This window comes from Tenacibaculum sp. TB-56, from assembly GCF_059716275.2.
In genome coordinates this window covers 2200489-2217886 of record NZ_CM201367.1, presented here as the reverse complement: position 1 = coordinate 2217886, position 17398 = coordinate 2200489, and the positions used below count along the sequence as shown (strand labels likewise).

Annotated in this window: 9 protein-coding genes; 2 read left to right on the top strand and 7 right to left on the bottom strand. The window is 34.3% G+C overall.

Translation table 11 applies throughout. The annotated features are described in order from the left end of the window. Position 1 precedes the first annotated feature (1 nt). Genes AC3VI6_RS10720 through AC3VI6_RS10705 form a run of 4 tightly spaced genes read right to left on the bottom strand, consistent with a single transcriptional unit; the run spans position 2 to position 9644 of the window. The gene (locus tag AC3VI6_RS10720; protein WP_497706161.1) at positions 2–2776 is read right to left on the bottom strand and encodes a hypothetical protein; all 2775 of its coding nucleotides are present in this window, start codon (positions 2774–2776) and stop codon (positions 2–4) included. Between the two features lie 43 nt (positions 2777–2819). Next, on the bottom strand, positions 2820–5579 hold the full coding sequence (locus tag AC3VI6_RS10715; RefSeq protein WP_497706160.1) for a hypothetical protein: 2760 nt from the start codon (positions 5577–5579) through the stop codon (positions 2820–2822). Between the two features lie 42 nt (positions 5580–5621). After that, the gene (locus AC3VI6_RS10710; RefSeq protein WP_497706159.1) at positions 5622–7454 is read right to left on the bottom strand and encodes a PorP/SprF family type IX secretion system membrane protein; all 1833 of its coding nucleotides are present in this window, start codon (positions 7452–7454) and stop codon (positions 5622–5624) included. Between the two features lie 9 nt (positions 7455–7463). Next, positions 7464–9644 carry a T9SS type B sorting domain-containing protein gene (locus AC3VI6_RS10705; protein ID WP_497706158.1) on the bottom strand — a complete coding sequence of 727 codons (2181 nt, stop codon included), beginning with the start codon at positions 9642–9644 and terminating at the stop codon, positions 7464–7466. A gap of 277 nt (positions 9645–9921) precedes the next feature. Here AC3VI6_RS10705 and cmk point away from each other — a divergent pair, with 277 nt between their 5' ends. Further along, positions 9922–10608, top strand: a complete 687-nt coding sequence (gene cmk / locus AC3VI6_RS10700) for a (d)CMP kinase (protein WP_497706157.1) — start codon at positions 9922–9924, stop codon at positions 10606–10608. Positions 10609–10701: 93 nt separating this feature from the next. Then, on the top strand, positions 10702–12189 hold the full coding sequence (locus AC3VI6_RS10695) for an NAD(P)H-hydrate dehydratase (protein ID WP_497706156.1): 1488 nt from the start codon (positions 10702–10704) through the stop codon (positions 12187–12189). On the opposite strand, the gene AC3VI6_RS10690 is transcribed toward AC3VI6_RS10695, so the two are convergent. From AC3VI6_RS10690 to AC3VI6_RS10680, 3 genes are all read right to left on the bottom strand, one after another. After that, positions 12186–13847 carry a sodium:solute symporter family protein gene (locus AC3VI6_RS10690; protein ID WP_497706155.1) on the bottom strand — a complete coding sequence of 554 codons (1662 nt, stop codon included), beginning with the start codon at positions 13845–13847 and terminating at the stop codon, positions 12186–12188. The two genes, AC3VI6_RS10695 and AC3VI6_RS10690, sit on opposite strands and share 4 nt — an antisense overlap. Positions 13848–14119: 272 nt before the next feature. Next, positions 14120–15871, bottom strand: a complete 1752-nt coding sequence (locus AC3VI6_RS10685; protein WP_497706154.1) for a cytochrome-c peroxidase — start codon at positions 15869–15871, stop codon at positions 14120–14122. Positions 15872–15912: 41 nt separating this feature from the next. Next, on the bottom strand, positions 15913–17382 hold the full coding sequence (locus tag AC3VI6_RS10680; protein WP_497706153.1) for an alkaline phosphatase PhoX: 1470 nt from the start codon (positions 17380–17382) through the stop codon (positions 15913–15915). Positions 17383–17398 lie beyond the last annotated feature (16 nt).

The following is a 17398-nucleotide window of genomic DNA, read 5'->3' as shown; positions in this document are numbered from 1 at the left end:
ATTAACATCTGCTGATGGTCCTTGTACAAATGGACATTCCTGGTCCTGTAACTGTTACGGTATATGGTGAGGTTCCGCTGCCTACTGTTACATTAATGGTTCCTGTATCTGTACTACAATTTGGTTGTGTTGATGTACTGCTTACGGTTGGTGCTGCTATTTGATTAACTGTTACTGTATCTGAATATTCACAGTAATTTGCTCCTCCATTTTTATCTCTTACATACAGCGTATAAGTTCCTGCTGGTACAGCAATTGGACTAGAAGTGTACGAGGTTTGCACCCCTCCTGTTTCTACTATAAATTCATAATTACCGTCTCCTCCGTTTGGTGTAATTACTATTTGACCATCGTTACATGTTGCACTTACTGCTGTTATTGTTGCTGTTAACTGTGGTAAAATAGTTGCTTCTTTTGCTGGAATTGTACAGCCTAATCCGTCTCTTACTTCAATACTGTAAGTACCATCTGTTAACCCTGTGAAAGTAAACTCATCTGGTGTAGCTACATCTGGGTTTTGCCAAATTCCTCCATCAATCCTAAACTGGTAATCATTATTACCCGATGTAACTTCTACACGAATCTCGCCATTTCCACTTCCATCATAACATAATGTAGGCGTTAAATCAAAATCTACTGTATTTGGTTCTATAACAGGTACACTTACAGGTACACAAGTTGTACTCGCAATATTAATTTGTACGTCGTCTATAAAATTCCCTACAGTGTTATTTCCTCCAGCTGTTGATAATGCATCAAAAGCAATTATTGTGGTTGATTGCCCTACTGGAACGGTATAACTTCCTGTATAAACTTTCCAAGCGGTGTTATTTGTTTCCATAGTTTCAACAACTCCGGCTGTGGCTAAATCACCTCCTATTTTCACTGTTGCTCTATCTAAACCACTTCTTCCTCTATGCGCTACAGACCAAGTAATTATATCTCCTGGTTGAGTACAGTATTCTTGATATAATGATGATACTCTGTTAGCATTTAGTTCTGCAAAAGAGTTTCCTTCATAAGCGGTAACACCATTAAATCCATTGTGCCAAAGCTCTATTTGATTATCAGACGCAGTAGAATCCCAACCTGGTATATCATCTTCATTATAAAATCTGAATCTTGTTGTTGTTTCTGCTGGTCTTTCAAAGCTTCCATTTTGGAATAGTTTAGCTGTACAACCACATTCGTTACAATTTCTACTATCTCTAACCATTACAACATAGTCCGTAGCTCTTGGTGGCACGTTATTAAATACATTGCTACTATGCCAACTAGCACCTCCATCAATACTATATTCGTATGGAGGGATTCCTCCTGTAGCAGTAGCTGTAATAGTTCCTGTTGCAATATTACAAGTTACTTCTTGAGTTACCGATGCTGCTAAGGTTAATTCTTCTGGTTGCCCTATTGTAACATTACCTAAATCAATTACACAACTTGCAACTCCTGCATCACCTTCTCTTATAAACACATTATATGTTCCCGCTGCTAAACCTACAACTCTATAAGGGTTATCGGCTGTCATTGACCAAGTTGCTCCACCATCTGTCGAATACTCAAAACTTCCTCCTATAACGTTATTTGCTGATATTGTGATTGACCCATTATCTGAACCATAACACTCACTATCTGTAGAGCCTACGATACTTCCTGAAAATTCATTTCCTGCATTTACCCTAACTCTAATATCTTCTACGCAACTACCTCCATAGGTTACTTCAGCGGTATACCCTCCTACTGGTACATTATTAAATACACCCGTAGTATTTGAGTTTCCATTTAAAGTATAAGTATATGTTCCTGCAGGAGTAGCTGTTATTGTTACGTTTCCTGTACCATCACAATTATATACCACAGTACTTGTTACATTTGGTGCTGATGGTAAACCATTTATAGTTACATTATTTAAATCTATTATACATCCACTTGCGTCTATTGCTCTTGTGTTGTATGTTCCTGCAGGGAGCCCTGTTACTGGATTATTTGCTGCTAATGTATAAGTTGATTCACTATTTAACTTATAATAATATGTATAATTAGGAGTACCTCCTGTTGGTGCTGTATAGGTTATAGTACCAAAGGTAGTTCCTCCAGGGGTGTTACATTCTAAATCAGTTTTTGTTGCACTTCCTCCATTAAGTGGTGCTGGCTCATTTATTACTACATTAGGAATTTCATATAAACACTGATAAGAATTTTTTGATGCCCTTATATAAATGGTATAAGTTCCATCACCTAAACTATCAAAAGCACCTGTAGTGTTCCATGTAGCATTATCAATGCTATATTCTACTGCATATCCTAAATTATCTCCATTAACACTAACATTAATGGTTCCATCTGTTAAACCGTTACAAGTTACATCTGTTTCTGAATGAGTAAAAGCTAATTCTGGCTCTACAGTAATTTCTACTGGGTCTGAAATTGTATAACAGTTATTATCATCAATAACAATAAATCTATATATTCCTTCACTACCAACAGGCACATTGTAGGTGTATGGGTTTGTTGCTGGTATTAAAAACGCAGTATTAGGAATATCTGATGGGTTTGTATATAAATCTGTTCCTTGACTTGTCCATACAGCAAAATTATAATTATTACCTGACGATGTGTCTAATGTTCCTCCACTTGCTGTTAACTGAATGATTCCATCTGAACTTCCTGATTCGCAAGTTATATCTTTAGTTTTTAATGCTGTAAGTACTAACTCATCTGGTTCATTAATAACAATCATTTCTGTAGCGGTACACTGAGGTGTTGTAACTCTCACTGTGTAAGCCCCACCATCCGTAACATTAAAAGTAAAATCGTTATTAGCTGTTGGTTCGTTCTGTTCCTACTACACTTCCACCTTGTAATAATTCATATGTATAATCTCCAGGAACATTATTTACCTGAACTCTTATTTGTGCTGAATCATTAAAACACTGCATAGGTGTTGTAATGACGTCTATATCTATGTCATTTTCCTGAATATTAATAGGAGGAAAAGTATATGTACATGAAGCAGCAGACGCACTACTTACACGAATTGAAAGGTTATAGTTTCCTGCAGCTGTTAAATTTGAAAAAACATTACTGTTTTGAAAAGGAGCATTATAACCTCCAGGACCTGTTAAACTGTATTGATAACCTGCTGGTATATTGTTTACAGTAATAGACCCATTGTTACCACATAAAATATCCTGTGTAATAAAAGTAGGATTTAAAGTTGCTTTGTACACATTGAAGTAATAACTTTTAGGACATCTTCCATCATATAAAACATCTAAACGATATTCTCCAGCATCTGCAAAGTTTCTAGAAAATTCTCCGCTTCCTATTTCATTCCAAGTACACCCTGTATTTACATTAGGACATCCTGATTCTGTTACATCGGTACAAGAAGATTCATCCAATTTAAACCATTGTACTGTTGTAGCTGAAGAGGTATCAAATGGTAAATTAATAGTTCTAGAACCACTATCACCACATAAGTAAACTTCAGCTAACTCTTCTCCATTACTTGCACAAGTTAATACTTGGTCTGCGAATGGTTGCAATGGATTTGGTTCTGAATTATATCCTACAACATGTATGGTTTCTTCAGCATTTATACATCCTGATGCTGCTGAGGCTATCTTATTAACTGTGTAAGTTCCTTCATTAGTTACATCAAAAGATGGTACTGTAGTAGTTCCTAATAAAGTACCTGAGGCATCTCTCCATTCGTATGATTCAAACCCTGCTCCAGCAGTTAATGTTATACTAGAACCACACATTACTTGTGTCGTTTCAAAAGAACACCCACTTGTATCAACTAGAAAGTTTGAAGTACCAACTATACCAAAATCACAATCATCTATACCTGCATAACTTGGCTCATTATTAACTACAACTCCTCCTCTAACACCTTCATACCTTGCAAATGCCTGATTTTGAATAACATTAGAACACACATCTCTTAACTGACTACAATCCGTCACCACTTGAACATGCATACGAATATTGTACAAAGCTCCGCCTTCTAGTACCATACTATCTGGCACTGACAGCTCCAATTCAGCTCTAAAACCGTTTGATGAACTAGGTGGATCATATGCAGTTATAGAAACCCCTGTTGGCAAATCGATATCAAAACGTGTTCCATCTGGAGCCACAGAGCCATTTGGTGCTGTAGTTGTTAATAAATCTACATTTTTTGGTAATCTATCTGTAATTATTGTATTTCTAGCATCATCTGTTCCTACATTCTGAAAGCTTATATTATAAAATAATTCACTCCCTAAACCTACAGGTGTACCTTGTATATCATTTCCGCTAGCATCTTCAATTGTTTTTATTAGTTGTATTTTAGGCTCTATAATTTCAACAGCTAGGGCATTTAAAAAAGGCCAATATACATCTCCACTCGTAGTAAATTTTACATGAACTGAGGTTTGCCCGTTGGTAATAACACTGTTATTAGGGTTACTTAACTGATATAAGTCTACATCGAAGCCTAAGGTGTTTTCACTATCAGGGGTTCGTGATGTAACATATTGATCGTACCTTGTAATACTACCGTTAAAAAAGTTATTATCAGGATTTGTATTTGGTGTAGATTGATCTATATAATTTCCACTTCCATCCTCAGCGTCGTTAATTTGAAACCTATCTCCTCGTATCCCTCTATCTCCTTCTAAGGTTGCTGCCAATAATTTTGCTCTTACAGGTGCTGGACTAGCAGGATTAGGACCTACAGGTACTGTTGTAAAACCTGAATATGACAACTCTACATCATCGTCTCCATCAATATTTGCATACCCATCAAAAATAGCAATGTTCTTGCTTGACAAGGTTTGGTTTTCATAAATTATGACCATAGTCCAACCTGCAGAACCACCTAGATTGTTAGGGTCATTTCCTCTAACCGCTCTAATATTGGCTGCTACATACGTACCATTATGACCATCTGTATTTACAATTGCTAGGTTTTGTATATCTGTAGTTATGTTTTTGTAGTATACATAACTAAAATTATCATCAAAAACGGTTTCATCAGCAGCAATATCTTGATATGACCCACCTGGTAACTTAAATTTTATTTGACTAGGATTTCCTGCTCTATTTCCTCCATATCTCCAAGTTTCAAAAGGATACACCCCCGCCCAATACAGCCCTGCATAAACAATTCTTGAACAAGTAGGCAAACTTAAAATGTCAGAACTTGAAGAGAACGTAGAATTATCATTGTCAATATCTATATAATCCATATATAGCCCTCCATTTTGCTGACCTCCATCATAAGGATACTCAGGATCGTATTGATTACCTCTGTCTCTACTTAAAATATTATTCGCTACAAAAGTGATATCTCCTTTAATATTCATACCACCAGTAGTACCGTCTGGTTTAATTACTCGTGGAGAAAACTGTGTTGTAGGTGGTTTGGCACTTCCTTTATTAGCTCTTTGCATTAAGGAAGCTTTCAGTTTTGCATAACCTACACTTTCATCTACAACTTCATTTGGTCGTATAGATGACTCTGGTTCTTCTTGTGAAAAACTTTGTATAGTAAACAGCAAAATTAATAGGGTAATTATTCTCTTCATAATATCAATTGGGGGATTAATTAATCAAGTTCTTTTATTATATTATTTAATTTGAATGATTGCTTTACGATCATAAAAAGCACCATTTAAATTTGTATTGTACATTTTTATCGCTTCTTCTCTGTCGGTAGTTTTAAAAATGTAAACATGCATAAATCCTGTTTTTGGATCTACAAAATAATCTGCATCTATGTCATCGTTTCTTAATTCATCTACATTTCTATCAGCTAATGCTTTCTGAGAATTCACGTATACTCGTAAATAATATCCGGGTTCAACTCCTTCGGCCTGCATTGGATAAACCCTCGCTGGTGGTTGAGTCTTTGGCTCTTCATAATTCCTAACCTCTCCACCTAAAGTGATTTTCACAACATAAACAGGATCTTTGGTTGTTTTATTAACTTTTATTGTAGAGTCATCTTTTTTGTCATCGTTCTTTTCAAACAAACGTGTTTTATCATTAAAATCATCTACTTTTTCTTGTGCATCTTCTTCTTTAGCAAAACGATCTAAATACACGTAGTATAATTTTTTCTCTGGTTCAAACACATATTTTGCTTCTATATCTAAACGTTTCCATTTATCTATCAATGCTTCTGCATTTTCCTTACTTCTAAACTGGTCAGAAATAACATAATACATCGTACCTCCACCACCAGAACGTGTTATGGTACTATTACGCCAAGGTTTGTTTGATCTTCTTCGTAATGAAGTATCTTTTGTCTCAGCACTATCTTTAATAATTACAGTATTCGTAATTGTTTTTGGTGCTGGTTGATTTTTTAATATTCTCAACACTTCATCTATCTTTTTATTTAAGATATCGATAGAATCTTGCGCTTGTTGAATTTCGTCTGATAAGTCGTTATGCTCAGGATTTTTATATTCAACTTCTTTTTTCGGAGTTCTTTCTGGTAAATTAACTTTTACATTACCCGTTCTTCTTGTCGGACGTTCTCTTGTAAATGACTTTTTACCAAAATTATAAATTAGTCCTACCTCATTTGTTGCGGCAAAACTACTTTTTTCATAACTGATTCCTATTGCTAAATTTTCTGATAAATTGATTCCCATTCCTGCAGAAATTCCATACGTATTATCATAACCCGCTTTTATCCAACCTGCTTTAGGTAAGTCTATTATAGCACTTCCTCCTATACCAAAATCATCATTTCCTGGTTTTCTAGCGGTTGCCAAAAATCGAACATCAGCACCTTCAAAAAGTCCTGACGCATACGTAAATTCGTGAGAATACATTAAGTGCCCCGAAAATGTTTTTTCTCCAAAAGAAGTAGCCATTTCACTTCTCTTAAGATTAAAATCTACTAAATTTTCAAAGAAGACTCCAACATCAAATTTTCCAATAGATAAAGTTACCGCTGGTTGAAAATTAACCACTGGATCATCTTGGTAATTACTTAAAAAAGTATCGTCATCATCAGCAACCAAAACTTTACCCCAGTTTAAACTTCTTCTACTGTATAAAAAGTTAAAACCAAAGGTTAAATCCATGGTTTCATTTAATTGCAAACGATGTGCATAATTTGCTAAAGCACCAAAATCTTTTACGGACCCTACATCTTGTTGATAAACAGCTACTCCTGCCCCAACATTTTCTCTCATTTTTCCTGAATAAGCAAGCACGTACAAACGAGGATTGTCTTCAAAATCTACATTACTATTTCTTACAATAGCTGAAAGTGAGGTTTTATTTTCACGCAATGCAGAAAAGGTAGGAACGGTTAAAAAGCGATTAAACTTCATAAAGTTACGAGAACTGAAGCTATTGTATTGCTGTTCATTACCAGAGGTTTGCGCTTGCACAGCAAACACATTTAGTACGAGTATTATAAGTAAGGTAATTTTTCTAATCATGCTAACTTTTTAGTGTAAAACAGATATCGTTCCAGCTTTAATCAATTTATCTTCTCTTATTATCTTGTAATAAAAGACTTTTTGATTTCCTAAATCTTCTGTTGGCCAATCATTTCTGTATTCGGTTGTTTTAAAAATTTCTTTACCATTCGCGTTGTACAACATTACGGTGACTAATGGCTGAAACGCATATTTGTTTGATATTTTCCATGTGTCATTTTTACCATCTCCGTTAGGGGTTAAGGTATTTGGCACTATAATTTGATCGTCTGGTTCAACTACTTCTATTGTTCTTTCTACCGAACAGTTTCCTACTTTAGCCAGTACTGTATAAAACCCTAAAGTGGTTACTGTTAACTCTTCTGTTGTTGATAATAACATTCCTGACGTACCTTCACCTTGATACCATTCGTAAGATTCTCCTCCTGCAGCAACTACTACTGCTGAGCTTCCTTCTTCCATAATAACTTTTTCTGAAGGTGTTATCGTTACCGCTGAATCATCAAACGGAATTACAGTTATAGGGTTCAACTCTTTATCACAACCAAAACCTGAGTATCGCAATACATACTCGCCTACCTCTGTTACTGTTAATGTTTGTGGGTCTGCTGGGGTAACATCATCCGTACCATCTTTAATCCATTGATACGTATAACCTGCTACTACATTATTTATTGTATAAGTTATAGAAGACCCAGCACAAAGTGAGTTTGAAGTTGATGTGCTTCTTATTTCGGGTACTTCAGCCAACTTAACATCTAATTCATTAGACACCCCCTCTACACCATTAAAACTTGCTTTTAATGTATATGTCCCATTATCTAAATACGAATTAACTTCGTATTCGCTTACTGTTCCTCCTGTTGATACATTATTTTTATACCATTCAAAACTTAGTAAAGCTATTTGATCTGATGTTAGATCATACATATCTCCATTTTCTGCCTCTGCCTTCACCCCTACTATACTTAACTCTGTACTTCTAGTATTACATTCCTCATAGCTCGTTTCCACTCTAATAGTTGGTTCAAATGATGTCACGTTTAACAATGTAAACTTTTCAGAATCAACTATATCATCACAAGCTGAACCTGTACTCTTTGTTACTCTTGCATAATATACCCCTGCTGTAGCTGCATCTATGCATAACTGATTCCTAACGGCAGTTCCCATAGTTACATCATCTCTATACCATTCTATAGTAACTTCTGAGGGGTCAGCATCATGTGTAATACACAATTCTTTTTTTTCACCAAACAAAATAATTCTTTCTAAGGCTCCAACATTCGTTACTGTAAAACCTGCTGTAGTTTGTTGTTGTAACACTACATCGTTTGACTTGGTAGTACAAGTTCCTGTATCAATTACCAAATGATACGTTCCAAACTGCCCTGTTGTTGGTGTTGTATAGGTTGAAGAATTAGATGATTGTACTAATTTATTGTCTAAGTACCAATTATAGGTTAAACCTGAACGATTTGTGTTAGCTTCAAAAGTATGTGACTCATCTCCACATATTTCTACGGTTGAAGGCCCTTTAATTTGTTTGGCTGTATTATCTAAGATAATTACATTAGATATAGTAGACTCTCTAAACCCACAAGCTCCATAATCAATTTTCACTTCATACTTTCCAGATAAAGTGACCTCTAGTTTAGGTTCTGTTGTAGTGGTAAATAATACATCATCTTTGTACCATTCGTAATTACCATTCTGATTAGTATTTAATATAAGTTCTGCTGATCCACTATCACAAAGTACAACATCATCATAATTATTTAAAACTAAAGTATCTGTTGAAAATTTATATGCTGCAAACGAATCTGAATCTGGACTGGTCATTACTGGTGAACTAGCAACCAAACGTATCTTGTAATTAGTTCCGTAAGTATTATCAGGCAATTGAAAAGTTCTAGAAAAAGTATATGAAGAATTTTCAGTGGTTACTGTACCTACATTGATCGGACTTCCCCAATTTCCATCTGCATCAGATAATTCTATCGTAAATACATTATTGGAGTTAAAATCTGAACCCGAGTATTTAAAAACCACATTAAAATCTGTAGCTGCACCATTACAAGCATTAGAAAACTGAATCTCAGGCTTAAGCAGCGTCTGAGATACAGCACTTGTTGCACAAAACAGAAATATCGCTAAAAGTATTAATATGCTTTTAGTTTTTCTTTTCATTTAAGGGATTTTTAGGGGTCGTCAAATTTATAGTTTTTCTAACAAAAATTATATATTCTATAACAAAAATAATATCGAAATATATAAAATCTATTTTTAACGACCAACTAAAGTTTTTCTCTTCTAAAAAAACCTTGCTCTCTTCACCTAATAAAATCCGTAAACAACTAATTAACAACACCTTAAAAAAAGGTTATTTTCCCCTCTAACTTCAACATTCAAATCGTTACAACTATCTTAAAAATCTGACGTATATTTGTTATTCATTTTACAATTTATGACTAAGAAAATCACTATCGCTATTGACGGTTTTTCATCAACAGGAAAAAGCACTATTGCTAAACAATTGGCTAAAAAATTAGAATATATTTATGTTGACACTGGCGCTATGTATAGAGCTGTTACACTGTACGCTATGCAACAAAACTATATTTCTGAAACCTTTTTTAACTCTAACGAGTTAATCGCTGATTTAGACAATATTTCTTTATCTTTTACCTTTAACGAGCAACTTGGTTTTGCCGAAATGTTTTTAAATGGGACTAATGTTGAAAAAGAAATTAGAACTATTGAAGTTTCTAAACTAGTGAGCAAAGTTGCTACCATTTCTGAGATACGTAAAAAGTTAGTAAAAGAGCAACAAGAAATGGGAAAAAACAAAGGAATTGTAATGGATGGTCGTGACATTGGAACTGTAGTTTTTCCTAATGCTGAATTAAAATTATTCATGACTGCATCTGCCGATAAACGTGCAACTCGTCGCTACAAAGAATTGTTAGATCGTGGTGATAAAGTGAAATATGAAGAAATTTTACGAAACGTACAAGAACGCGATAGAATTGATTCTACCCGAGAAGATTCTCCTTTAATCAAAGCCAATGATGCTATTGAATTTGACAATTCAGACATGGGACTTAAAGAACAATTTGAACGTATTATGAGTCTTGTAAACGCAAGAATTTAACACTCACAAAACAACATAAAATACCATTGAACCGTGCAAAATTTTTGCAAGGTTCTTTTTTGGTTACTATGCATAAAATTGTATATTACCTACATGAAAATACTAGAAAAAATCCTTAATGTTTCTCAAACACGAGAAGCAGACAATCACACTATTTTAAAAGAAGAAATCTCTTCTTTTGCTCTTATGGGGCAAGCGTCTCTTGCTTTTGTTAAAGCTATTGAACCTTTACTACAACGTTCACAAAAAATTGCCATTGTTGGAGGAGTTGGAAACAATGGAGGTGACGGATTTGCAATCGCCAGAATTTTAAGAAATAAAAAATACAATATACAGCCCTTTTTAGTTCAATTTAAAGAGACTCTCACTCCCGATTGTATTATTAATTATGAAAAACTACACGATACAATTATCATTAATTCAACTAGCGAAATTCCTAGTTTTTCGGAATATGATGTAATTATTGATGGTATTTTTGGCTTTGGACTTTCAAGACCTATTACTGGTTTTACAAAACAAGTTATAGAAAACATCAACAAAGCTAAAAAAACGGTATATGCTGTTGATGTACCTTCAGGATTGTATTGCGACACACTACCTGATTCTGAAACTATCGTACAAGCAGACACCGTAGTTAGCTTTCAACGACCAAAACTTTCATTCTTTTTTCCTGAAAACGGAAACCATGTAAAAAATTGGAAAACAGTTGATATTGGTTTAGATGAAAATTTTATTCAACAGCAGAAAAGCAACTATTTTATTTTAAATGAAAAGATTACTGAAATTTTAACACCCCGATTACGTCAATCACACAAAGGAAGTTACGGACACGCTTTATTAATTGCAGGTTCTTATGGAAAAATGGGAGCTGCTGTACTTTCTTCAAAAGCTTGCTTGCGAAGTGGTGTAGGTCTGCTAACTAGTTACGTACCAAAATGCGGGTATCAAATTATGCAATCTTCCATTCCAGAAGCAATATGCCTAACCGACGAGAATGAAGAATTCGTGACCCAACTACCAGAAATTTTCAAATACGACATTCTCGCGATAGGTCCTGGGTTAGATACCAATAAAAAAACAGCACAAGTTCTAAAAAAACTACTTTCTGAAAGTAAGAATCCACTAGTTATTGATGCTGATGCCATTAATATTATCGCACAAAATGAAGAGTTAAAATCGTTACTTCCTAAAAATTCTATTTTAACTCCACATATCAAAGAATTTGATAGATTGGTAGGAAAATCTGACACCTCAACAGAACGTTTTCAAAAACAACTTGAGTTTTCTGCAAAACACCAATGTGTAGTGGTTTTAAAAAATGCCTATACCGTGATTTCTTCTCCTGAAGGAAATTTATACTTCAACACTTCTGGGAACCAAGGAATGGCAACTGGTGGTAGTGGCGACGTACTTACAGGAATTATCACAGGTTTATTAGCGCAAAATTATTCGTCTTTACACGCTGCTTTATTAGGAGTATATTTCCACGGAAAAGCAGGAGACGAAGCTGCTAGTAAAAAAGGATACAATTCTTTAATAGCTTCGGATATTATTGACGCTTTACGTATAGAAAAACATTAATTTTCTTTAGAAAATGCTTGGATTAGTATTGCTAACAACATTACTAATCCACAGCCTAAAGCGTTTAACCATAGGTACGGCAACCAATCAATATACCAAACAGCAATAATTATGATTTGTGTAATTATTGCGGCGATAAATACTGCATTTCCTTTTACAAACTTTATAAAAAAGGCCAACAAAAAAATTCCCAACACGTTTCCGTAAAAAATAGAGCCGATAATATTTACCAATTGAATTAAATTATCAAACAAATTAGCTACACAGGCGACTAAAATTGCCATGATACCCCAACCCAACGTAAACCATTTTGACATTTTTACATAATGCTCTTCACTATATTCTATTGCGGTATTTCGTTTATATAAATCAATTGCGGTAGTACCTCCCAAAGCATTTAATTCGGATGCTGTTGAAGACATTGCTGCAGATAAAATTACTGCTAACAATAACCCTATCAACCCCTTTGGTAAATTATTCAGAATAAAATGAATAAACACATAGTCTTTATCGTTTGTTTCTACCAATGGATCTACTTTTGAAATAATATTTTTCGCTTCTTCCTTTAGTACCTTATCTTGTTCATTAAACTCTTGAATCTGTACTACATTCTCAGGTGTTAATCCTTCAAAAATCAATGCTTTTTTTCTTCCTTCAATAAAACGATGTTGTTCTTCTAATTTTACATATTGTTCTATTGTTTCAAGGTTGGAGTTTGCTATTGCTTCTCCTGCTTTTGGATTAAAATTTAACGGTGACGGATTAAACTGATAAAACACAAAAACCATCACTCCCACTAACAAAATAAAAAACTGCATCGGTACTTTTAACAGCCCGTTAAAAATCAATCCTAATTGACTTTCTCGTAATGATTTTCCAGATAAATAACGTTGAACCTGACTTTGATCTGTTCCAAAATATGACAACATTAAAAATGTACCTCCTAAAACACCTGTCCAAACAGTATATCGATTATTCAAATCCCAAGAAAAATCTAGTACTTGCATTTTATTAGAAGCTCCTGCTATTTCCAAGGCTTTCGTAAATGTAATATCATCTGGTAAATACTGTAATATCAAATAAAATGCAACAAACATTCCTGCAAAAATTACCGCCATTTGTTGTTTTTGTGTAACACTTACCGCCTTTGTTCCTCCTGAAACGGTATAAATAATTACCAAAACCCCAATGATGATATTTAAAGTAATTAAATCCCAACCCAAAACAGCTGACAAAATAATAGCTGGGGCAAAAATGGTAATTCCTGCTGCTAATCCGCGTTGAATTAAAAACAGAGTAGCAGTTAAGGTTCGTGTTTTTTGATCAAACCTTCCTTCTAAATATTCGTAGGCTGTATAAACTTTTAACTTGTGGTAAATAGGAATAAACACCAAGCAAATAATTACCATTGCGATTGGTAATCCGAAATAAAACTGTACAAACCCCATTCCGCTATGAAATGCTTGCCCTGGAGTTGATAAAAAAGTTATTGCACTGGCTTGTGTTGCCATTACTGACAAACCAATCGTCCACCATTTACTTTCATTTCCTCCTTTTATATAATCCTCTACATTTTTGCTTCCTCTGGTTTTCCAAACTCCGTATAAAACAATAAATAATAAGGTAAGCGAAAGAACAATCCAATCTATATCTTGCATGGTTATTTTGTATATAGGTTAGTAATTATGTAAAACAACACGATGTAAATTAGGTTAGCCACCAAGACAACCGTGTATTCTTTTTTCCATATATACTTTTTATCCATGCTTTGTTTGATTAGATTCGTTTGAGCTGTCAATTTATAGATTTTAAAAACAAAAAATGGTATGTTTTTCTAAATCTTCATTTTTTTTGCTTTTGTGTTTAGAAATAAAAACGCTCTAAAACGAGTGTTCTGAGCGTTTTTGTTAACTATAAAAACTGAATGAATTTACTCATCCGTTAAGCTTTCCATAAAAGCAATTAAGTCTTGAATTTCTTTGTCTGATAAATTCAATTCATCTGGAGGTAAGGTTTGGTTTGGAACGTGATATCCTAAACCTTCTCCACCACCTTTATTATAAAAATCAATAACTTGCTCTAATGTTTCATAAACTCCATTATGCATATACGGAGCTGTTTTTGATATGTTACGAACGGTAGTAGTTTTAAAAAAGAATTTTCTTTCTTCAGTTTTAAACACATTGTATGCACCTAAATCACCATCCAACTCCGTTTCTGTTAAATTAGGAAAACCGATAGACTCCACTTCTGTTTCTGTGAAGTTAGGAGGAACCGTTCCGTTAAATACTGGTGGAAAATGACAGGTTGCACATTTTGCTTTACCCATAAAAAGGTTAAATCCGTTAACCTCAGAAGCCGTTAACGTGTTTTCTTTTTTATTGATATTTTTATCAAACTTACAACTAAAATCACCTAAACTTCTAATGTAATTTGCCATCGCATTTCGGATGTTAAAATCACTTACTTTTCCGTATAAATCGGTAAACGATTTTGTGTACGCACTATCTTTTTCAACCGTTTCTGTTAGATTTTTTAAGTTCGTATGAAACTCATTTTTGTTTTCAACAACGCCCACAATCTGACCTTCTAAACTACCCGCTCTTCCATCATGGAAAAAAGTTTGTTGGTAGGCTGCATACGGTAATGTTGGCGTATTTCTTAACTGCTTCGGGAAAGCTGCTAATCCGTCAGTAAATGCTTTGTCTTTTATGTGACAAGTAGCACAACTCATTACTCCGTCTTTTGACAAACTTTTATCGTTGAACAGCTTCTTCCCCAACGCTATTTTTTCATCTGACATTGCATTTTCTAACTGATGGTAATCGTTAAAGAAATCCACATTAAATGTTTCTTTTGAAAACAACGAAGTGATGTTGTTGTTGAACGCCAAAGTTAACGGAAACTCTACTTTCCAGTCTTCCGCAGTATTTGCTAACAATTCTAATTGCTTATGCGCATGGTTTTGAATAAAATCGAAACGATTGAACGTAGCAAATTCTCCTTCTTCTAATACTTTTTGAGTAGCTTTTATTTCATTCAACCAATCAGTATATAAGTTTTCATTTGAAAATTCATTTTTATAAGTATTTATAATGAAAAGTATGGTTTCATAATTTGTTTTAGCCTCAGTTAACGATTGCTCTAACACAGGCGAATCAAAACCTGTAATTCCTACCAAAGCTATTCGTGCAATTTGATCGCGTAGCAACCACAACGCATGGTATTTTTTTAAATACAGCGTGTTGTTTCCTGCTATTAATTTAAGTCTGTTTGCTGTAGTTTTTACAATGCTATTCACTTCAGCAGCATCTACCTCATCTTCGTGTAATAATTCTTCAATAACTTGAAATCCGAAAGGGTTTCTTATTTTAACATCCGTAGCATCTTCTTCATCAATCTTTAAAATATTAGGAGCGTTTAAGCTCTTGTAATTTTCTTTATCAGAAAAAGCCAAAATAGGTTCTATTAACTTGAATTCTCTCCTTGCTAATTTGTATTTTTTTATTTTTTCTGAAACTGTTTCAACAGTATTTAATTCTTCTAATAACCCAATACAACTATCGATGTGTTGTGTGTAATACTCTTGAATTTTCAACACCAAAGCTTGATTATCAACCTTCGCATATCTAGCTGTTTTTTCTTGTTTACAGCTAACTATAGATACTAGAAAAAGACACATGATAACATGTGCCTTTTTTATTTTACTTAAACTGTTTGTCATTATCTGTTTAATCCTTGAACAATATATAATTGACTTCCTTCTTTTTCAGTTTCAGCTGCGTCGTTTGCTAAAGCATCTGTAAACGCACCACCATCAGCAGGAACCCATCCGTGGTTTTGAGTAATTAATAAGAATGTATCGTTTACTCCGATCGTTTCAGAAATGTCGATCATACCTGTAATTTCCCAAGCACTTTCTTGATAAGAAGCTCCGTAACCTTCAGCCGTAGCAGCTACTTGATCACATTCTAATACTTTTTTAACCTCACCTGTGTTTAAGTTATATTGATATAAACTTGCAGCATGGTTTTTATCTCCATCAAAATATCCGTTAGGATCTTCTTGAACATACGCATAGTTATCGGTAACTACGATGTTATCTGGACTATGGAAATCTTTCGCTTTACCGTCTAATTTATCACCATCTAACACACAAGTAATTTTAGCAGCTCCAGTAGGATCATTTTCATTTAATTCTACTTTATACACACGTCCGTAAATAGTTCCTTTTCCCATTAAACCATCTTTTTTACGACCTGTAACACAAAAATAGATTTCACGGTTGTTCTTAGCAGAACCTCTTCTCCAGTCGATATCTTCTAAACGAGAGAATCCCATTACTCCTTTTTCTTTTGCTTCAGCATCTAATAAATCGATATCTTTTTCATTCAACTCAACAAAAGTAGCGTTGTAAGTTTGACCTTCAGCCATGTCCATTTCGTAAGTAACTCCTTCGTCAGTAACTTTTAATCCGTATAATTTACCTCCATTTAAATCTCCTCTTTCACCAACATACATTCCTAATTGACCTGAAGGAACTTCGTTATCAGAGTGATCATCACCAATAAATAAAACTGTTTTATCTGCATAAGCATCTTTACCAATTACTACTGCATTTTCTGTAGACCATTGTCCCATTGCAGTTAACATATTTGGAGTACCTGCTGCTGAAGCTTCTTTGAAAGGATCAGTTGCGAAAACACCTTTAGATGCTCCTCCCCATTCACCACCTGATAAGTATAATGGTCCGAAACCATGCTCTTCCATAGTTACTAAAGAACCTGAACATTGAGCTGTACTTGCAGTTGCGTTTGCATTTAAAATATATTCACCATGAACTGGCTTAAATGTTTTATCTAATTTGATACGAGCGATTGAGTAATCCGCTTCAATATTGTTGATTAATGTAAATGTTCCGTCTGAATTCTTCATTAATCCAGCACCATCTGCCATAGAACCATATACAAAGTTTGGAGTTTCTTCTAATTTATCTTCTGAAGATAATAAAGGGTAAATTTTTACTCCTGAAAACTCAGACTCTAATTTTAAAAAATTAGGGGTTTTAGAGTGTGCTTTTAACTCAACTGACTCTCCACTTCCTGGTGTATTAGACCCACTTTCAGAATCACAAGATGTTAATGTAACTGCTGTACAAACACCTAAAAATCCTAATTTCAATAAATTTTTCATTGTTAAATTTTATTTA